Source organism: Prosthecobacter sp. (assembly GCF_044226605.1).
Lineage (GTDB): Bacteria > Verrucomicrobiota > Verrucomicrobiia > Verrucomicrobiales > Verrucomicrobiaceae > Prosthecobacter.
The window spans coordinates 141,199-160,984 of sequence record NZ_JBGAGS010000002.1 but is presented as its reverse complement, the minus strand read 5'-3'; the positions used below and the strand labels follow the sequence as shown (position 1 = coordinate 160,984).

At 59.7% G+C, this 19,786-nt stretch carries 19 protein-coding genes; 18 read left to right on the top strand and 1 reads right to left on the bottom strand.

What is annotated here, in order from left to right; all coding sequences use genetic code 11:
- Nucleotides 1–10 precede the first annotated feature (10 nt).
- The 18 genes from ACILSO_RS02850 (at nt 11) to ACILSO_RS02765 (ending at nt 19,060) form a co-directional block, all read left to right on the top strand.
- On the top strand, nt 11–1,147 hold the full coding sequence (locus ACILSO_RS02850) for an NAD(P) transhydrogenase subunit alpha (RefSeq protein ID WP_395736153.1): 1,137 nt from the start codon (nt 11–13) through the stop codon (nt 1,145–1,147).
- A gap of 6 nt (nt 1,148–1,153) precedes the next feature.
- Nucleotides 1,154–1,435 carry an NAD(P) transhydrogenase subunit alpha gene (locus ACILSO_RS02845; protein WP_395735852.1) on the top strand — a complete coding sequence of 94 codons (282 nt, stop codon included), beginning with the start codon at nt 1,154–1,156 and terminating at the stop codon, nt 1,433–1,435.
- A 13-nt stretch (nt 1,436–1,448) separates the two neighbouring features.
- Complete coding sequence (locus tag ACILSO_RS02840) at nt 1,449–2,837, top strand: NAD(P)(+) transhydrogenase (Re/Si-specific) subunit beta (protein ID WP_395735851.1); 1,389 nt, start codon at nt 1,449–1,451, stop codon at nt 2,835–2,837.
- 9 nt (nt 2,838–2,846) lie between these two features.
- Complete coding sequence (locus ACILSO_RS02835) at nt 2,847–3,650, top strand: metallophosphoesterase family protein (RefSeq protein ID WP_395735850.1); 804 nt, start codon at nt 2,847–2,849, stop codon at nt 3,648–3,650.
- Between the two features lie 86 nt (nt 3,651–3,736).
- The gene (locus ACILSO_RS02830) at nt 3,737–5,080 is read left to right on the top strand and encodes a DUF1501 domain-containing protein (protein ID WP_395735849.1); all 1,344 of its coding nucleotides are present in this window, start codon (nt 3,737–3,739) and stop codon (nt 5,078–5,080) included.
- 63 nt (nt 5,081–5,143) lie between these two features.
- Nucleotides 5,144–6,136 (top strand): DUF1080 domain-containing protein, encoded by a 993-nt coding sequence (locus tag ACILSO_RS02825; protein WP_395735848.1) that lies wholly within the window; start codon nt 5,144–5,146, stop codon nt 6,134–6,136.
- A 184-nt stretch (nt 6,137–6,320) separates the two neighbouring features.
- A complete protein-coding gene (locus tag ACILSO_RS02820) occupies nt 6,321–7,277 on the top strand; it encodes a cell division protein FtsQ/DivIB (RefSeq protein ID WP_395735847.1) in 957 nt (318 codons plus the stop codon).
- An 8-nt stretch (nt 7,278–7,285) separates the two neighbouring features.
- Nucleotides 7,286–8,503 carry a cell division protein FtsA gene (gene ftsA, locus ACILSO_RS02815; RefSeq protein WP_395735846.1) on the top strand — a complete coding sequence of 406 codons (1,218 nt, stop codon included), beginning with the start codon at nt 7,286–7,288 and terminating at the stop codon, nt 8,501–8,503.
- Nucleotides 8,504–8,545: 42 nt separating this feature from the next.
- The gene (locus ACILSO_RS02810; RefSeq protein WP_395735845.1) at nt 8,546–10,324 is read left to right on the top strand and encodes a cell division protein FtsZ; all 1,779 of its coding nucleotides are present in this window, start codon (nt 8,546–8,548) and stop codon (nt 10,322–10,324) included.
- A gap of 52 nt (nt 10,325–10,376) precedes the next feature.
- Nucleotides 10,377–11,696, top strand: coding sequence for a dipeptidase (locus ACILSO_RS02805; protein WP_395735844.1), 1,320 nt, complete (start codon nt 10,377–10,379; stop codon nt 11,694–11,696).
- A 102-nt stretch (nt 11,697–11,798) separates the two neighbouring features.
- Nucleotides 11,799–15,059 (top strand): PSD1 and planctomycete cytochrome C domain-containing protein, encoded by a 3,261-nt coding sequence (locus ACILSO_RS02800; protein WP_395735843.1) that lies wholly within the window; start codon nt 11,799–11,801, stop codon nt 15,057–15,059.
- A 64-nt stretch (nt 15,060–15,123) separates the two neighbouring features.
- Nucleotides 15,124–15,783, top strand: coding sequence for a hypothetical protein (locus ACILSO_RS02795; protein WP_395735842.1), 660 nt, complete (start codon nt 15,124–15,126; stop codon nt 15,781–15,783).
- Nucleotides 15,784–15,933: 150 nt separating this feature from the next.
- The gene (locus ACILSO_RS02790; protein WP_395735841.1) at nt 15,934–16,173 is read left to right on the top strand and encodes a hypothetical protein; all 240 of its coding nucleotides are present in this window, start codon (nt 15,934–15,936) and stop codon (nt 16,171–16,173) included.
- Nucleotides 16,170–16,745, top strand: a complete 576-nt coding sequence (locus tag ACILSO_RS02785) for a hypothetical protein (protein WP_395735840.1) — start codon at nt 16,170–16,172, stop codon at nt 16,743–16,745. Before ACILSO_RS02790 ends, ACILSO_RS02785 begins: the two co-directional genes overlap by 4 nt.
- A 22-nt stretch (nt 16,746–16,767) precedes the next feature.
- Complete coding sequence (locus tag ACILSO_RS02780; protein ID WP_395735839.1) at nt 16,768–17,010, top strand: hypothetical protein; 243 nt, start codon at nt 16,768–16,770, stop codon at nt 17,008–17,010.
- A complete protein-coding gene (locus ACILSO_RS02775) occupies nt 17,007–17,558 on the top strand; it encodes a hypothetical protein (RefSeq protein WP_395735838.1) in 552 nt (183 codons plus the stop codon). Before ACILSO_RS02780 ends, ACILSO_RS02775 begins: the two co-directional genes overlap by 4 nt.
- A 6-nt stretch (nt 17,559–17,564) precedes the next feature.
- The gene (locus ACILSO_RS02770; RefSeq protein ID WP_395735837.1) at nt 17,565–18,275 is read left to right on the top strand and encodes a hypothetical protein; all 711 of its coding nucleotides are present in this window, start codon (nt 17,565–17,567) and stop codon (nt 18,273–18,275) included.
- On the top strand, nt 18,272–19,060 hold the full coding sequence (locus ACILSO_RS02765) for a sterol desaturase family protein (protein WP_395735836.1): 789 nt from the start codon (nt 18,272–18,274) through the stop codon (nt 19,058–19,060). The genes ACILSO_RS02770 and ACILSO_RS02765 overlap by 4 nt, the downstream gene beginning before the upstream one ends.
- A 12-nt stretch (nt 19,061–19,072) precedes the next feature.
- Here the strand turns inward: ACILSO_RS02765 and ACILSO_RS02760 are convergent, their stop codons facing one another.
- Entirely contained in the window at nt 19,073–19,666 is a 594-nt protein-coding gene (locus tag ACILSO_RS02760) for an RDD family protein (protein ID WP_395735835.1), read from the bottom strand.
- Nucleotides 19,667–19,786: the final 120 nt, after the last annotated feature.

Sequence of the window (19,786 nt, the reverse complement as noted above, 5' to 3'; positions counted from 1 at the left end):
CACCAAGCCCATGACCGTCGTCGTTTCCAAAGAAACCCATGCAGGAGAGACGCGCACCGCCCTGGTGCCTGAGCATGTGGCGAAGCTGGTGGCCCAGGGAGCTAGGATCGAGGTGGAAGCAGGCCTGGGCATTTCGTGCGGCCACGATGACGTGGACTACACTCGTGCAGGCGCGACGGTTCGAACAGATCGAGCGGCAATGCTGACTGCGGCGGACATCATTTTACAAGTTCGCAAGCCCGCTCTTGAAGACGTGAAAAACCTCCGCGCAGGCGCGGTGCTCATTGCTTTGCTGGATCCTTTTCAATCCCCGGAACTCATCTCGGCCCTTGCTCAACAAGGCGTGAGCGCCATCAGCCTTGAAATGGTACCGCGCAGCACGCGCGCGCAAAAGATGGATGTACTCTCGTCGCAGGCAAGCCTGGCCGGCTACGCCGCCGTAATCGCCGCCGCAGCGGAAACGGGAAAGATTTTTCCAATGATGATGACCCCCGCCGGCACGATCAAGCCGGTGAAGGTTTTCATCATCGGCGCTGGAGTGGCCGGACTGCAGGCCATCGCCACGGCCAAACGGTTGGGCGCCAAAGTGGAGGCTTTCGATACGCGGCCGGTCGTGGAAGAGCAGGTGAAGTCCCTCGGCGCGAAGTTTGTGAAGATCGACGTGGGTGAGACCGGCCAGACGGAGGGCGGCTATGCCAGGGCGCTTACCGATGAACAGCTCAGGCTCCAGCGTGAAGGCATGGCGCGCGTTTGCGCGGAATCAGACATCGTCATCACGGCAGCCCAGGTTTTTGGCCGGCGCGCACCAGTGCTCCTCACCAGCGAAATGCTGGATGCCATGAGGCCCGGCAGCGTCGTGGTCGATCTCGCAGTCGAGAGCGGCGGCAATGTCGAAGGCGTGGCGGCGGACCAGATCATTGAGCGCAAGGGCGTCAAAATCGTCGGCACGGCCAGCCTGCCTGGCCGCGTGCCCGTGCATGCGAGCCAAATGTTTTCGTCAAACGTCACCGCTCTGCTGACCGAGTTCTGGGACAAGGAGACGCAGGCGCTGAAGCTGAAGCTGAACCTGGACGACGACATCCTCAAAAGCTGCGTCGTCACCCATGGCGGTCGCATCGTGAATGAAAAAATCGCCACCACACCGTGACATGCCATGACTTCGGAAATGCTCGTCTTCACCATCTTCGTGCTGTCGATTTTTCTCGGCTTCGAGCTGATCTCCAAAGTTCCCTCCATGCTGCACACGCCCCTGATGTCCGGCACAAATGCCATCCACGGCATCATCCTGCTTGGGGGCATGCTGGCGCTGGCAGAAGCGGAGGGCTTCATTCAAACCACCGCTGGCTTTCTCGCCGTGGTGCTGGGTTCCGCCAATGTTTTTGGCGGCTTCATGGTCACGGACCGCATGCTGCAGATGTTCAAACGCAAGAAGTGAGACAGACGACACCATGATCACCGCCTTCGCCCTTCTCCTTGCTTCTGTTCTGTTCATCATCGGCATCAAGCTGCTGGCTTCACCCAAGACCGCACGTCCTGGAAATCGGGTGGCCGGACTTGGCATGATGATCGCCCTGCTGGCGGCACTGCCGCAGTTGCACGACTCCCACGGCGCAGGCGTCTCCCTTTGGAAGTGGGCGCTCATCCTCGCGGGGATAGCGCTGGGCTTGGTCGTCGGAGCTGCTGGTGCCTACAAGGTGAAGATGACCGCGATGCCGCAGATGGTGGCGCTCTTCAACGGGGCCGGCGGTGGCGCTGCGGCACTGGTTGCGGCGATCGAATTTGCTCACGTCACATCGGCCTCAAGCCTGACTTTTGTGATTTCCATGCTGTGCGCTGCCATGATCGGGGCGGTGTCGCTTTCCGGCAGCATCATCGCCTTCTTCAAGCTCGAGGGCCATTTCGACAAACCAGTGACCTACCCCGCGCAGCAGTTGCTCAATGGCGCCCTCTTTGTCATCAGCCTGCTTCTGGCACTCGCCATGGCGGCGGGCTCTCACAGCATGGTGCTGATGGTTTTGTTCCTCCTCATCGCTCTGGCGCTCGGTGTGCTGATGGTGATGCCCATCGGCGGTGCTGACATGCCAGTGGTGATTTCGTTGCTAAACTCCTTTACCGGGCTGGCCGTCGCGGCGGATGGTTTTGCCATCGAGAATGTCGCCATGATCATCGCCGGCACGCTCGTCGGCTCCTCGGGCACTATCCTCACGCTGGCCATGTGCAAGGCGATGAACCGCCCCGTGACCAATGTGCTCTTCAGCGCCTTTGGCCAGACGGGTGCCGCCGGGGCCGCAGCCACCGCGACAGGCAGCGTGAAGTCCGTGCCTGCAGATGAAGCTGCTCTGCTGCTCGGCATGGCGGGTCGGGTGGTGATCGTTCCCGGCTACGGCCTTGCAGTCGCGCAGGCGCAGCATCAGGTGCGGCAGCTTTCGGATGAACTCGCCAAAAAAGGCGTCGAAGTCAGCTTCGCCATCCATCCCGTGGCCGGCCGCATGCCCGGTCATATGAACGTGCTGCTGGCCGAAGCCGACGTGCCCTATGACCAGTTGATTGAGATGGAAACGATCAATCCTGAGATGGATCGCGTGGATGTGTGCCTCGTCATCGGAGCCAATGACGTGGTGAACCCCGCCGCCCGCGAGGACAAATCCAGCCCCATCTACGGCATGCCCATCATCGAGGCCGAGAAAGCTGCCACCGTGATCGTGATGAAGCGCAGCATGGGCAAAGGCTTTGCCGGCATCGAAAACGCCCTCTTCCTCCGCGACAACTGCCGCATGCTCTTTGGCGATGCCAAGGCCTCGCTGCAGGAGCTGGTGACGCTGGTGAAAACGGGGTAAGCTGCGGGCATGCGCATCCACGTCGTCAGCGACCTGCATCAAGAATTTGGCGAAGTTCCTCTGCCGAAGGTGGATTGTGAATGCGTGATTCTGGCAGGCGACGTCTCCACCAAGACCAACGGCCTGAAGTGGATCCTGCGCGAGATCACCGAGGTGCCGGTGATTTACATCTGCGGAAACCACGAGTTCTACGGCGAGAACTATCCAAGCCTGTTTGACAAGCTGCGCGAACAGGCACGTGGCACCAACGTGCACTTTTTGGAGAACGACTCCGTGACCATCGGCGGGGTGCGTTTTTTCGGCAGCACCCTGTGGACTGACCTGGCACTCATGGGCGACTGGATGGACGGAGCGGCCGAGGCGGGTGCCGTGATGAACGATTACAAAAGGGTGCGCAACTCCGCCCGCCATTATAGACGGCTCTCGCCTCGTGACACACGCTCCGTTCATCTGGCGTCTGTCCAGGCTCTGCGGGATTTCCTCAGCAGTGGCGATCCAGGAACCTCTGTTGTCGTCACTCATCATGCCCCTTCCCTTTTGTCTTTGCCCGAACACAGGCGCACCGAGCCGCTCAGCTGCGCGTATGCCTCCCATCTCGATGCACTGATCCACGAGTTTCAGCCGCATCTCTGGGTGCATGGCCACATCCATCACAGCAACGACTACCGCATTGGCGCAACCCGCATCCTGGCAAACCCACGCGCTTATCCGGACAAGCCAAACAAGGGGTTCGTGCCAGATTTCGTCGTCGAGGTGCCCGGCAAGGCTCCCCCGCTTTTACGAGACGCGGATGGATTGCATTCAAATGGTTAGAGTTTGCGCCCGCCACCGTATGACTGCGGATGTTATTCTCCGATCATCCCTGCCCGGGTCATAGCGATCCGCACGCGTTCACCTTCATGAACCCGCGTGTGAGGGATGGCGTGGTGGTTCACGGCCGGCGCTCGGTTCTCAAGACCAGCCTCGCCGGCCTGGGTGCCCTCACCCTGCCTGCGCTCACGAAGCTGCGCGCAGAGGGCAAGGTCACCAAGGGCAGCAAGGCGGTGATCCTGCTCTGGATGACCGGAGGCCCCTCGCAGATCGACACCTGGGACCCGAAACCCGACCGTCCCCGTGAGATTCGCGGCCCTTTCAAGACCATCCCAACGAAGCTGCCTGGCACTCACATTTGCGAATATCTGCCGAAGCAGGCTGCGATGCTCGACAAGTTCACGCTCGTTCGTTCGGTGGACTGCCGCTTCAGCAATCATGAGCCAAACATGGTCATGCAGACCGCCAATCTGGCCAATGAACCGCGCACGAATCCGAAGGCGAAGTATTACCCCTCCTTCGGCAGCATTGTGGCCAAACATCACGGTGCCAATCACCCTGGCATGCCACCCTATGTGGTGCTGAACATGAAATCCCGCTCGCACGTCGGCTGGGGTGGATACCTCGGCACCCAGTACGATCCCTTCGATGGCAGCAATGCCACCAAGCTTTTTCAACTGCCCACCGGACTCACCATGGACCGCCTGCACGCGCGCCAGACGCTGAGCAGGCAGATGGACGGACTGCGTGCCGAACTGGACGCCAGCGGCATGATGAGCGCCATGGACAGCTTCTCGCAGACAGCCTACGACATCGTCGCCGGAGGCCGGGCGCAGGAGGCTTTTGATCTGAATCAGGAACCGCAGAAGGTGCGTGACCGCTACGGTGACCACGACTGGGCGAAACAGGCGCTGCTGGCGCGGCGTCTGGTCGAGCGCGGTTCATCTTTCGTCACCATCGATCTGAGCAACCACGGAGCCTCCGGCACCTGGGACAATCATGGCGACAACATCCCGCCCTATGGCGGCATCTGGAACGGCCTGCGCCCGCTGCTTCCCGTCTTTGACCATGTCATCACCACACTTGTCAGCGACCTCTCCGAGCGCGGCATGCTGCATGACACCCTCGTCATTACCATGGGCGAGTTTGGCCGCACACCCACGCTCGGCACGCAGGGCAGCACAGACGGTCGCAACCATTGGCCGCATGTCATGTCCATATCCCTCGCCGGGGGCGGTTTTCGTCATGGTCAGGTCATCGGTGCGTCCGACAAAGACGGCGGCCAGATCGACGAACGTCCCGTCACTCCCGGCGACCTCGCCGCCACTATCTACCATCACATGGGCGTGCCTCTCGACACGACTTACACAGACCACTCGGGCCGTCCGAACTTCATTGTGGATCAGGGCGCGCCTCTCAAGGAGCTGATCTGAATCTTTGCGGCGCCGTGCCCTTTGCAAACTGGCGCAGAAGCAATTTCGCTCCATCTTCCCACCATGCGCCTCCTCCTCACCGCCCTTCTATTGACCACCGTCATGTACGGCCAGCAGCCTGCTGCACCAAAGCCGAAACCGAAGGCCTACACTGATCCGGCGCAAACGGACGAAGATTTCCCCATTCAGGGCGAGTACGTCGGGGAAATCGACGGCAAGACCTACGGCGTGCAGATCTGGGCACAGGGCGGCGGGAAGTTTGAGGCGGTCAGCCATCTGGGCGGGCTGCCGGGCGCAGGCTGGGACGGCGACCGAACGACAATCACCCGGGTCGTAGGCTCGCGGGCCGTAGGTGCGAAGAGTGCGTCCTTTGCCTCCCCTGACGGATCCATCAAGGCCGAGGCGACCGGGGCGAGCATTCTGGTAAACAATGCCGATGGCGTGAAGATCATGGAGCTGAACCGGATGAACCGGGCTTCCCCCACCCTGGGTGCCTCACCGCCTCAGAACGCGGTGGTGTTGTTTGATGGCAAAGGAGCGAATCGTTTCCCTCAATCTCGGGTCGATGAAAAACTCGGCGCGCTGATGGAGGGCATCACCAGTGAAGACACCTTTGGCGACTGCCATCTGCATGTGGAGTTTTACCTGCCCTACATGCCAGACGCGCGCGGCCAGGGCCGGGGTAACAGCGGCCTCTATTTGCAAGGCCGCTACGAGGTGCAGATGCTCGACAGCTTTGCCCTCGAAGGAAAGGACAACGAATGCGGTGGTCTCTACCGAATATCCGCCCCCAAGGTGAACATGTGCCTGCCACCCCTGACGTGGCAAACCTATGACGTGGACTTCACCGCCGCTAAATACGATGCGGAAGGCAAGAAGACGGCCAATGCCAAAATCACCGTCAAACACAATGGCGTGGCAATCCACGAAAACCAAGAGCTGCCCGGCTCGACGACCTCCGCTCCGAACAAAGAGGAGAACACTCCCGGCCCGATTCACCTGCAAAACCACGGCAATCCGGTGCGGTATCGCAACATTTGGGTCGTCCGAAAGTAACGCTCAAGGGTGGGTTCTAAGCCTTTTCTTAGCCCGAAGTTGTGAATAACTTACGCCTCTGTGAATACAGGAGGCGCATTTTTTCGCGAATAATTATGGCAAACAGACTGAGAATCCTTTATTTAAGGCTCATTAACTACCAATGAAGCCAGTGTTTCATACTGGTTTTTGTGTCTGTCTGCCCATGTCTGCCGCCAAGAATGGCTCCAAAAAATCGGCCAAGCGCTCTCCCCGCAAGCGCAAGGGTGTGGGCAGCCACGTCATCGACTACGAACCGGAATCTCCCGTCATTCGCGAGCATGAGGCAGTGGAACGCCGGCGCCGCGGCTTCCGCACGGCTATGTGGCTGATTGCAGCGATGCTCGTCGGTGGCGTCGGCTGGGTGACGTGGCATGAGGCACTGGAGAAAAACTCGCAGTTCCTGCTGAAGACCGTGGAGGTGAACACCTCCGGCACCCTCACAAGGCAGCAAATTGTGGCCGCCACCGGTCTAACCGAGGCCACGAACCTGCTCACCATGAACCTGAGAGAGGTGCGCGCGAAAATCGAAAGGCTGCCCCAGGTGAAGTCAGCGGTGATTCAGCGCGACTACCACGGCAAGCTCGTTCTTGACGTAGTTCAGCGCATTCCTGTGGCCTGGATCGAATGTCCGAAGCAGAAGCTGCTGGGGCCGCTGAGTGGCAAAGGCTGCCTGATGGATGCTGAAGGGGCCCTGGTGCCGTGCAATGTCATCACGAAGGAATATCTCGCCATGCCGCGCATTCTGTTTCCCGCTCTCAGTGAAACGGCCCCTGGCAAGCCTGCGGCAGATTTGCAGGTTCACGCGGCGCTGCGCCTCATGAACCAGCTGCAAGGTCGTGTGCAAGATGACCAGCCTGCGCTGGAAGTGATCGAAATTCCAAACCCGTGGTCGCTGGTGGCGCACTTCGCGGGGGATACCAAAGTCACCTTCGGCGTGGACGACCTCGATCCCCAGCTGGCACGGTTTGACCGAGTGATGCACGAAGCACGGGCGCGCAAGTGGCGCCTTGCCACCCTGAATCTTATCGCAAGCACCAATACTCCCGCCACTTTTCATGAAACGCCGGATGTCACCGGGCTGAATCTGGCGGACACCGCCTCCACTCCACCCGCACGCTGAAATCTCTCATGGCCAAAAGCACCATCTACGCAGGTCTTGAAATCGGAACACACAAGATCTGTGTCGTCGTAGGCGAGGCCAAGCGTGACGGCGCCATCAAAATTCTCGGTGTCGGCCAGGCTCCTTCACGTGGCGTGCGCAAAGGCGAAATCGTTGATTTTGAGAAGGTTCAGACCTGTGTGAACGACGCCCTTGTGCGTGCGGAAGACCGCAGCGATGTGATGATCCGGAACGTCTTCCTCGGCGTCACTGGAGCACACATTGAGAGCCTGAACAACCGCGGCCGCCACCGCCTGCCGGACGATCAGACGGAAATCACCGAGGACGACGTCGAAGAAGCGAAGGAGATCGCCCGCAGTGTCTCCATCCCGCAGTCAAACGTCTTCCTCCACAGCGTCACACGGCAATACATCGTGGACGGCCAGGAGGCCGTTCGTCAGCCGATCGGTCGCGAAGGCCGCATGCTGGAGGCGGACTACCACATCATCCATGGCGTGCGCGGGCGGGTGCAGAACGCGATCCGCTGCGTGCGTGAAATCCCTCTCGAGGTGGAGGACGTGGTCTTCAATCCTGTCGCTGCGGCACAGGTCGTGCTGACTCGTGAGGCCAAAATGCAGGGCGCGCTCATGATCGACTTTGGTGCCGGCACTTGTGACTACGTCCTGTATGAAGACGGCATGATCACGGCCTCCGGCTGCGTGCCGCTTGGTGGGGATCACATCACCAATGATGTCTCCATGGCGCTGCAGATCCCGAATGGCCGGGCCGAGAGGCTGAAAGTTGAGGAGGGCAGCGTCTTGTATGAGGAAGTCCCCGAAGGCGAGATGCTCAGCATTGAAGACGACACCGGCTTGATTCTCGGCGAGATCGAACGGGCATTCTTGAATGAAGTCATGAACCTCCGGACTAAAGAAATACTTACCCAGGTGCGCGTGCGGGTGGAGGACCATCTGGGCCGTCTGGGCGCAGGCATTTTTCTCACCGGCGGTGTCAGCATGATGAAAGGCATTGACGTGGTGGCCCGGGAAGTGTTTGGGATCAAAGTCACGCGCGCAGGTTCGGCTCCCGTCAGCGGCATCACCGCCACTTTCGAGAATCCCCAATACTCCGCCCCCATCGGACTCATTCGCTACGCGCAGATTCTGGACAGCGAGAAACCTTTTCTCTCTCCATTGAAACGCCTCGGCAGACGCATGCAGGAGCTCCTGTCATCCGTCACACTTTAACTTTTTCAAATACAAGCACTCCATCCTCAACCACCCACGATTATGGTAGAATACGACCGCTCCCAAACTCCCGAAGGTGCCAGCAAGTCAGCGCCTCGCATCTGCATCGTCGGTGTCGGCGGCGCGGGGTCCAATGTCGTTGACCGCATCACGCTTGACCGCATCGTCGACGCCACGCTGGTCTGCGCACACACGGATGTGCGGGTGCTCGGCCATTCGATGGCCCCGCTGAAAATCCAGCTGGGCGCCGATCTCATGAAGGGCATTGGTGCGGGTGGAGATCCTGACCTCGGACGTGAGGCGGCCCTTTTCTCCCGCGAGCAAATCCGCCAGGCGGTGGAGAATCACGACATCATTTTCATCAGCTCCGGTCTCGGTGGCGGCACCGGCAGCGGTGCGGCTCCAGTCATCGCTGAGATCGCCAAAAACACCGGCGCACTGGTGCTCGTCGTCGCCACCATGCCGTTCAGCTTTGAAGGCCGCCGTCGCCTCGCCCAGGCTGAAGAGGCGCTGGAACTGCTGCAGAAGCGTGCCGATGCGCTTGTGTTGTTTGAGAACAACCGAATGGGGGAACTCATTCTGCCCAAGGACGGCATCCAGAAAGCCTTCAATCAGGCGGATCAGCTCATCGCGCAGAGCCTGCGCGCCATCTCGACCATCACCACAACCCCCGGGCTGGTGAAACTTGGTCTTGATGACCTCACCTCTGCCCTGGCCAATGCCAACGGCCGCTGTCTCTTTGGATTTGGTGAATCCCGCGGCCAGAACCGCGGCACCGAGGCGCTCAAGAAAGCCCTCAAGAGCCCCCTTATCGATTCCGGCCGCCTCCTTCACCAGACGAAGAATCTCCTGGTGCACGTGGCAGGCGGCGAATCGCTCACCCTCGTGGAAGTGGAAGGTGTCATGAAGCAGCTCGGCCGCCATGTACCGGACCAGACTCACATTCTCTTCGGCATCGGAGTTGATTCGAAGCTGGGAGATGCCGTCGCCGTCACGCTGATTAGTTCGCTGGGTCTTAACCAGCTCAATGCGCACGCCGCTGCGGCTCCGCCTTCAGAGATGCTGCAGCCGCGTGCTGAACTGCCCATCACACCAGCTCCAGCTCCAGCTCCAGCTCCAGCTCCAGCTCCAGCGCCTGCAGCCGCCCCAGCGCCAAAACGCGAAGTCGCGCCCAAAAAGGCCCCCTCCCCCTACGCGCCTCCAGTGGAATCTCCACCAGACCTGCTCTTCAAGTCTGAGGAATTCACGGCCGTCCCAGCAGCAGGCGAGGCATTCCCATTCCCGCTGAACGGTGCCCACAAGGCCCCGGCGGTGGAAGTCCCGGCACCCGTGCCTGCCGCCGCGCTGGCACCAGCGCCTGCACCATTCCTCATGGATGAGCAGGTGGCACATATTGAAGAACCCGCAGCCCCTGCCTACGAGGAACCTCTCGCCCCTGTGATCGCCCCGACTCCGGTAATCGCTTCCACTCCTGAAACTGCACGAGTCCCTGTGCGCACTCCAGCCGCCAAGGAACTCGCCGACGCCGCCCGCAGCAACAAGGAGTCCACCCTTGCCTCCGTCGTTGCCCGCAGTGTGACTCTTCAGACCGAAGTCGCTCCTGCTCAGGACGATCTGATTTCTTTCGACCACGAACCCGAGGCAACGACGATCAGCGCCACCACAGCCGTGCTCACTCGCAAGGCCACCGACAGCCAGCAGACCTTCAGCCTTGGCGAAGAAGACCGCGGCCGCTTCAAGGACACCGAGCCTTCCATCGTGCAGGGCGAGGACCTTGACGTCCCCACCTGGATGCGCCTGAAGAAAAAGCTGCGCCGCTAGGCTCGTTATTTACCGCTCTAAAATGGCGGCTGAGGTGCGTTTGTTCCCACACATGAACGCTCCCCTTACACGCCGCCGCCTGCTTCAGTCGCTTCCACTTGCGGCATGCGCCGGCAGTTTCCACATCCATGTTCGCTCCCAGGAGTCGAAGAAATCATGGATCACTGGAAACCCGGCCATCGACAAGCCGCGTGAAATCGCCCTCAGCCTGCTGAAGCCCACGCAGGCACAGATCGAGCATGCCTGGGAGCTGCATTTTGGCTCCGTGGTGTTTGAGAGCTACGGCTTCGCGCCCCGCTGCGCCATCGATGCCGAGGCCATGAACGCAGCCATCAAATCCGGGGCGGCAGCCGCCGAGATCAATGATCTGCGCGAGTCCATGTCGATGAACCGCAACGCGACCAACGAGCGCGAGCGCAAGGAATTTCTGGATGCCTTCCATGCCGCCGGCGTAACCTGCATTTTCCAAAACACGGGCGAAGAAGGCAGCGATCCCATGCGGCTGATCAAACGCTTCGCCCATTTCACCAAGGCCACCGACTTGCTGAAGCCGACTCTCTCCAAAGTGGTCACGGCAGACGAGATCGTGGCGCTCAAAAAGGCGGGAAATGTGGGCCTGTGCTTCACCACCAACGGCGTCCCGCTGATGCAGGATTGGGAAAGCGTGCGCGATGAGCTGCGCTTTGTGCGCATTTTCCACGAACTCGGCGCTCGCATGATGCACCTGACCTACAACCGGCGAAACCCGCTGGGCGACGGTGCCGGCGAACCCCATGACGGCGGCCTGAGCGACTTCGGCCACGCTGCGGTGGCAGAGATGAACAAAATCGGCGTCATCGTGGACGTGGCGCACAGCGGCTGGAAGACGGCTTACGACGCAGCGAAGGCCAGCGCACGCCCCATGGTGGCCAGCCACACCACCTGCTGCGGCGTTTACGAGCACTTCCGCGGCAAACCTGATGACACCGTCAAGGCCATTTGCGACACCGACGGCCTGGTGGGCATCTGCTGCATTCCCCGTTTTTTGGGAGGCAAGGGAGACATCACCGCGCTGCTGGATCACCTCGACCACGTGATCAAAAAATTTGGGGCCAAGCACGCCGCCATCGGCTGCGATGTGGCCTACACCTCCCGTTTTGACAAGGAGGAGCGCGCCAAGCTGCTCAAGGCCCCCGGTGGCAGCGCGGACAAATGGGAACATCTCTGGCCCAAGGACAACTACGTCACCACCATCGAGGCGGAGCAAAGCGTGGCCTGGTCCAACTGGCCGCTTTTCACCCTGGGCATGATCATGCGCGGCCACAGCGACGAGGCGGTCCGGCAGGTCATCGGTGGCAACATGCTGCGGGTGCTCAAGGCAAATCAGGCCTGAAACAGGCAAAAGCCGCCTTTTTACCCCCTGCAAGGTGGCACGCGTGCTGCGCGTATGGATTTTGGCGGGAAGTGGTGTAGGATCACCCTGCCTTACCCCCACATGACCCTGCGCTTTCAGTTTCCCTCTCTCGTTTTGGGCGGCTTTGCCGTCGCCAGCTCCCTTGCGTCTGCCGCGGATACCTTTCCGCCTGACCAGATCGAATTCTTTGAGAAAAACGTCCGCCCCGTGCTCGCGGAGCGCTGCTACGAATGCCATGGCGCGCACAAGCACCAGAACGGCCTTCGCCTGGACTCGCGGGATGCCATCATTCGCGGCAGTGAGTATGGCAAAGTCGTGGAACCTGGCAACCCAAGCGCAAGCAAGCTGGTGAAGGCCATCAATCATGTGGCCGGTGTGGAATCGATGCCGAAAAAAGGCGGCAAGCTGCCCGGGCCGCAGATCGCCGCGATCGAGAAATGGATCAGCATGGGTCTCCCCTGGCCCGTGGAGGCTGCCGCTGCGGAACACCCCAAGGCCGACCCCATGCAGCACTGGGCCTTCAAGCCGGTGCAAAAGCCTGCGCTGCCCGCCGGCTACACCGGGAATCCCATCGATGCCTTTGTGGGTGCCAAGCTCAAGGCCGCAGGACTGGACTTCGCCGCGCCCGCGGACGCCGCCATGGTGACCCGCCGCATCTACCTGACGCTCACCGGCCTGCCACCGAGTTTTGAGGCGCTGCAGAAAAAGCCTGACCCGCAGGCGCTCGTGACGCAGCTGCTGGGCCAGACCGCCTACGGTGAGCGCTGGGCGCGCGTGTGGCTGGATGTGGTGCGCTACGCGGACACCAATGGCTACCAGGTGGCGGGCCGCAGCAACTACTACCCCTTTGCCTACACTTATCGTGACTGGATCGTCAAGGCACTGAACGATGACATGCCCTACGACAAGTTTGTTAGCCTCCAGCTTGCGGCGGATCGCATCACGGCTGCGACCCCGAATTCGCCCGATCTCGCGGCGCTGGGCTTTTACAATGTAGGCGAGCGCTTCATCAATGACCGCCTGCTCATCGCGGACGACCGCATCGACGTCATCGGCCGCGGCCTGCTGGGGCTGACGGTGGCCTGCGCGCGCTGCCATGATCACAAGTTCGACCCCATCCCGAGCCGCGACTACTATGCGATGTACAGCATCCTGAACAGCAGCGACGAGCCGGATGACACCGTGATGCCCGTTATCGGCAAGGCGGCGAACGAAGCCGATGCGAAGGACTATGACGCGAAGGTGGCGGAGATCGCCAAGAAGGAGCTCGATTTCAAGCAGACCGTCTATGACGAGTTCCGCAAGCCAGAGCGCCTGGCCGAGTACCTCGCGTTTGCCCAGGAGTCGGTGGACATCAAGGACAGCACTGAGTTCAAAGGCAAGGCCGGCCAGATGAAGCTGCGTGACCGTGTGGCCAACCAGTGGCGTGACTTCCTGAAGCGCTACGCCCTCACCGCCAAGCCCCATGCGACGATGGTGGCTTGGAGTCGTTTTGCCAAGATCCCTGAGGCCGAGTTTGCGGCCAAGGCCCCCGCCATCGTGCAGGAGCTGGCCAAACCGGAAAGCGGCTGCACTCCGGAGATCGCCACGGCCTTCTCCCAGGCCCAGCCCAAGTCCATGAAGGACGTCTCGCTGACGTATGCGCGCATCATTCTCGACAGCAAGGTGGAGCCGATGCGCCAACTCATGCAGGACAAGCTTTCCCCCATGTCCGTGCCGGTGGAGGGGGCCAATGTGTTTTTCACCCGCAAGGACAGCGAGACGGTGGTGCGCTTCAACAACGAACGCACCAAGCTGGACAGCACGCACCCCGGCGCACCACCACGTGCCATGGTGATGGTGGACAAGTCCAAGCCGCAGGACGTGCGTGTTTTCATCCGCGGCAATCCGGGGCGTCAGGGAGACCCCGCACCGCGTGCGTGGCTCACGATGTTTGGCGGCGAGAAGTTCACCGATGGCAGCGGCCGCCTGGAGCTGGCCAAACACATCGCCAGCAAAGACAATCCGCTCACCGCCCGCGTCATAGTGAACCGCGTGTGGCTGCAGCATTTTGGCAAGCCTCTCGTCTCGCAGACCAGTGACTTTGGCGTGCAGACGGCCAAGCCGGTGCAGGCAGATCTGCTGGACTACCTGGCCGCCACCTTCATGGAAAGCGGCTGGAGCTTGAAGAAGCTGCACACGCTCATCCTTACCTCCCGTACCTTCCAGCAGAGCAGCCATGCCACGCCGGAAAAAGCCACCAAGGATGCCGAGAACGACCTTCTCAGCCGCTTCAACCGCCAGCGCCTCGACTATGAAACGATGCGTGACTCGATCCTCGCCGTCACCGGTGAACTCGACACCCACCGGCATGGCGGACGCGCCACGGAGCTGAATGCGAAGGACGCCGACACCCTGCGCACCGTTTACCTCAAAGTGGACCGTTACGACCAGGCCAGCGTGCCTGCCATGTTTGACTTTGCCAATCCGGACAGCCACAGCCCGCAGCGCTTCAACACCACTGTGCCGCAGCAGGCGCTTTTCCTGATGAACAGCCCCTTCATGCGCGCGCGTGCGGACGCCATCGCCAAGGCCACACCATTGGCCGGCACCACGCTCGATTCCGAAGCCATCCGCGCGATGTATCACCGCATCCTCTCCCGCGATCCCAAACCGGATGAGGTGGATCTGGCCCAGCGCTTCGCGGCAGATGCCACGGAGCTGAACGCTGAAAAGGCCTTCCGCTGGAGCTATGGCACCATGAAGTTTGCCCGCACACCCGAGGGCAAGCCGAGCTTCACCGATTTCCTTGCCTTCACGCAGCTCACAGATCGCGGCGGTGGCGGTCAGAAAATCTGGAGTCCAGCCGCGAAGATCCCGGATCCCAAATGGGGTCACGTTTTCTGGGCCAATTACGGCGGCCATGCCGCGCCGAACGAATACGTCGTCACCGCTCGCTGGCATGTGCCGATGGACATGAAAATCTCCATCGACAGCGTCCTCACCCGCAGCAGCGACCGCGGCGACGGCGTCCGCGCCTGGGTTTACAATGAGCGAACCGGCATTCTGGCCGAGCAGCTCTGCAATCCGCAGAACAAGAAAGTTCCGGTCAAGCTCACCGCCGATGTGAAGCGCGGAGACACCCTCTGCTTCGTCATTCACAACGAGGGCGGCACCGACAGCGACAGCTTCGACTGGCAGCCCACCATCTCCCGCGCCGACACCGGCGAAGTCCTCACCAATTCCAAAACCGACTTCTGCGACGCCAGCCGCTGGCCCATCGGCCGCGCCCGCCCCCAGAGCGCCCTCAGCCAGCTCGCGCAGGTGCTCCTGATGAGCAATGAGTTTATGTTTGAGGATTGAGTTGAGCAGGCGAGGAGTTCCAAAAGGCTGGACATTCACCCGACGATCAAAGTAGCGTCATGGGATGAGATCGGTTTTGCGTATCTTTGCCGCGATGATTTTGCTCACGGTCATGGAGGGTCATGGTCGTTCCGAGATTGCAGCCGCCGCACCATCCCCCGCCGAGGAAAATGATGTCCAGCGTTGGAACGCCTGGTGGATGAATGAAGCGCTGCGGCAGAGCCTCCCCGTACCGCAATTGCTTTTCTTCGACAGCTATCCAGGACGACCTGGCAAATCTGCCACCAGGAATGGAAGTATCTGGGTGCCCGAAGAGTTCAAGATTCTCTACTTTTATCCCCTTTGCTTTCCTGACAGGCGTTACTCGTGGCGGTATCAAAGCAACACGGACTGGCTGAATACAGAAGCATTCGTGATGCCTTCGGTTGTCGGCATCCAAAACTATTCTTGTTACGAGTCCAGGCGCATGATTGAAGCCACGCACCAACCCCTCTCCTATGCTCGTCTTCAACTGTTCCCTCTTTGGCAGCCGCCTGTTTTTGACGTGCACGTGCCGGAAGAATATGGTGGCGCATTCTCCTGGCTGAAGAAGATGCGTGCACCTTCGGCTATCCGTCCCGTCACCTATTCTCTGGCTCACTGTGAAGATGTCAGCTCTCTGGGAATACCACTTCCGAAGCGGCTTTCCGCAGAAGGTGAGAATCTGTGGCGGAAGGACTATTGACTCATACCCTGGCGAGAAAATCCGTTCTTTGATATTGGACCTTTGGATCAAGCGGTGATGCAGGCCTGTTTCAAAAGTGTTCATCAGCAAGCCAAGTCCTGTAAGAAATGTTCTCGACACCCCACCCGGCTTCACAGTAGCATGGCCGGCATGAACTCGCCGCGTGCCCGGTCCTGCCTGCGCAGTGCTGTCATTGTCTCTTCCCTGGGGCTGCTCCTCGGCTGCTCCTGGTTTGCCCACAAACAAGCCAATCCGGCCATGCGGCCCAGTTCCAAAATCGGCCCGCCTCCGCCCATGATCATGTCGGGCAGCAAGTCACTCACAACGGGCATCAAAATTAGTTCGGGTGCTTTGCAAACTGGCGCGCTGCCGCAACCTGTGAAGCCGTGAGTAGAACACCCAAATTGTATTGGGCCGCCCTTCTGGCATTGTTGCTGGGGAGCCATGCGCAGCCATTGAAAGCCTTGACCCTGATTGACAGCGATTTAGCAAGCTGGCTCGAAGATGGTAAGGATGAAGTCTGCAAACTTGCGGAGCCAGTGCCGCAGTTGCTCCTCACGCTGCCAAAGCCTGACTGGTTTTCGCTGCTCACCAGCACGGAGCATCATCTGCTCTCTGATCCCATCAATCCCGATGCCAGAACTGTCTGGCTAGGAGATCGCCCATGTTTCTCATCATTTTATGACAGAGCTCGGCACCATACGACTCCAGAATGTCTGAATAGCCTCATACTCTACGACCCTCTGTGGCGAGGCAACCCGCCAGAGTTTTCTTCTTATCTTCGAAACAACGAGATCGAAGACAAATGGCGGAAATTTTTCTGGCCGAAAAGACTCCCTGCTCCAACGGCTGTCTATCCGACACCGCTCATCAGTGTGTCGTTGGGCACAGGAGGCTCACTGACTTTGAAAATCACGAATCGATTCTGGCAGACTGAAGAGGTAAACCCCTGGCCTCGCTAGAAAAATCATTTTTCATTCACCCATGAACCTACCTTCCAAACTCACCCGCCTTGGAGTTCTGGTATTGTCGCTCACGTTGCTGTCAGCCTATGTGATTCATACCCAATCCAAGGGCCAGGCGGCAGAACAAGAACCTGAGCCGGAGTTCATCATGCCAAGCTCCAAGGCGCTCACTCAACCTGTCTTTTCAGTTCGCAAAGTGGAACCAGCACCAGCCACGAAAGGCGGGTGCACCGAACCCGCCAATCCAACGCCAAAACCATGAGATTCGCCGCACTGATATCTGCCGTAGCAATAGTGGGAGGCAATGCCAGGGCATTGCCAGCATGGGCGGAAAACACCGCAAACAACGGCGCTGTGGAGAGCTGGGTAAACGGGTGGCAAGAAGAAGTCTGCAGTCAGGCGATGCCGATACCGATGCTGCTCTTTTCGCGTCCCCTTACCAAGTTAAGAAATGATACTTGGAACTTGTCATGGTTAAGCGGCGCCCAACTCAAGCCACTTCAAGAACGACTGAATCCCGACGCACGGCTGATTGACCTGAGCAATCAAACGATGGTTCGCGATCCGATTTTCTGGGAACTGGTGACAACGGACGGTTTGATCGTGGATATCACCGCACGTCCGAAAGATCCGATCCCGGGCGGCCACATCATTTACAGCATCAACTGCGAGCCGCGGTGGGAAACCTTCTGGCTCCGGAGGCAGCCCGTGCCGAGCGCCCTGCGGTCCATGGCATTCACGTGGGAGTTATTGCAGGAAGACGACAGGGTCTCCACGCACGCCATCAGGGGAGTATGCAGCTCAATCTGAATCTGTATGAAGGCGTCATCTCAAATCACACGCTTCGCAGTGCTGGCTTCGTCGCTCACGCTGCTGACAGGCTACGTGGTGTATTCACACCATTCCGCTCGGGACTTGGCTGACACGATGGCGGAAAGGCCCCTGGCACCGCTAACTTTCTCTGCCTCAGGCGACGATCCGATTGCCGCATTGGCCGCCTCAAGCTCCCACGATCTCCAAGTGCAGAGCGCACTCGATGAACGTCCAGGCAATTCTATCTGGATGCCTGACACGACTTCAAGCACCCTGCGTACACGCGGCAGCGACGGGAGTGCCAGCGAAAGCATGCCGACTCTCGAAAAACTCGTGCCAAAGCATTTTCAATCGAAGGCAACCGAGCAGCGCATCATGGCGGGGTCCAAATCAGGCCAGTTATTTTCACCGTTCCGCCCGTTGATTGATCCGCCGCCAGTCCAGTCCACGAGCCCCGACCTTTTCCACTTCAACTCTTTCGTACCTGCCGAGGCGATTGCCCAATTGCACATGGCCGAGCGCGTTTTAGGAGGTGACGGCTCCGGCTGGGGCATGAGCGGAAGAATACGGTCCCATGAAAAACTCCCGACGGATTTTCCCCTCATGAGAACAATGGGTTCAAGCTCCAAATCTTTAATCGTGTTTCCACCCACCTTTTTTCAACTGTCTCCTCCAGCAGTACAACCTCAGGGGTCCTTTCCCAGCAACCCATGAACCTCCCCGCCATCATCCTCTCGACGGGCGCCAGCCTGCTCTTCCTGGTGGTGCTGTTCCGCCCATTGGAAAAAATGTTCCCGGCTCGTGAGGGACAGAAGTTTTTCCGCCCGGCTTTCTGGACGGACATCTGTTTTTTCCTCGGCCAGTATCTGCTCTGGAGCGGGCTGGTGTTCCTGGCGCTGAATCATTTCCGTGGGTGGCTGGATGGCGTCGTGCCTCGGCATTTTCGAGCGGGTGTGGCGGCACAGTCGTGGTGGCTGCAGGCCCTTGAGATGGTGGTGCTGAGCGACTTCCTCATCTACTGGGCACACCGTTTGCAGCACACGGCACCGTTCTTGTGGCGCTTCCACGCCATCCATCACAGCGCGGAGCATCTGGACTGGCTGGCGGCGCATCGCGAGCATCCGCTGGACACCATCTACACCGTGGGCATCATCAATCTGCCCGCTTTCATCCTTGGCTTTCCGCTGGAGACGCTGGCTGGGTTTCTGGCGTTTCGGGGGCTGTGGGCCATCTTCATCCACTCGAATGTGCGGCTGCCCATCGGGCCGCTGGGCATGATTCTCGGGGCGCCGGCCTTGCACCATTGGCACCACGACAAGGCGCGGGACGCGGGGAACTACGCCAACATCTCACCGCTCATGGACATCCTCTTTGGCACCTACCGCTGCCCTGATCATGAGCCCGAAGCCTTCGGCATCCACGAGCCGATTTCAAAAAACTACCTGGGCCAGCTCTGGCATCCGTTTCGCCCGCGGAAGAAGTGTGCTCGTCAAGAATAGCGGGCGTGATGATCAGCCAAGCTGAGAGCGCAGGTCCACCACCTTGGTGCCGGCGATCTCGTCATGCAATGTGCGCTTGTTGCTGCGAAAAATCATCAGGCAGTCCACGATCATGAAGATGAAATTGATGACTGGGATGAGATAAAGCACCTGCATGACCAACATGCGGCGGGTGACAATGCGGGCTCGGTCACACGCACCGCCTTCGATGCGATCGATACGAATCTTGAGAACTTTCTTTCCGATCGTCTGCCCGTTGAGAAGGAAGCTCCAGTTGATTGCGATCATGAGCGCCAGCGAGCCCGCACTCCAGAGGATGTTTTCGGGATTGAACGCAAAGACGGACCCGCCAGCAGCCTGACGAGCAGCTTCTTTTTCGAAGGTGCCGGTTAAAAATTGCACCGGCATCAATACGACCATGAGAATGAGCGAATCGACGAAGGAAGCCACCAAACGGTACCAGCGACTGGCGAGGGGCAGCTCCGATTCTGTGGCAGGTGCAGTCAAGACGACAGACTTCGGAGCGGCATAGGGATTAAATTCTTCATTCATGGCAAAAACGCCGATAGCATGGAGGCTGATTCCTCGTCGATAGAAATCGGACATCGCTGGCAAAATCAGTTCATTGCCTCATCCCCGCCCCCGGCATGGAGTTTCCTGCCCAGGCCTGACGATCTGGCCTTGAATTGGCAAGATCAGCCCTTCCTTGTCGTACATGCCCCCGAT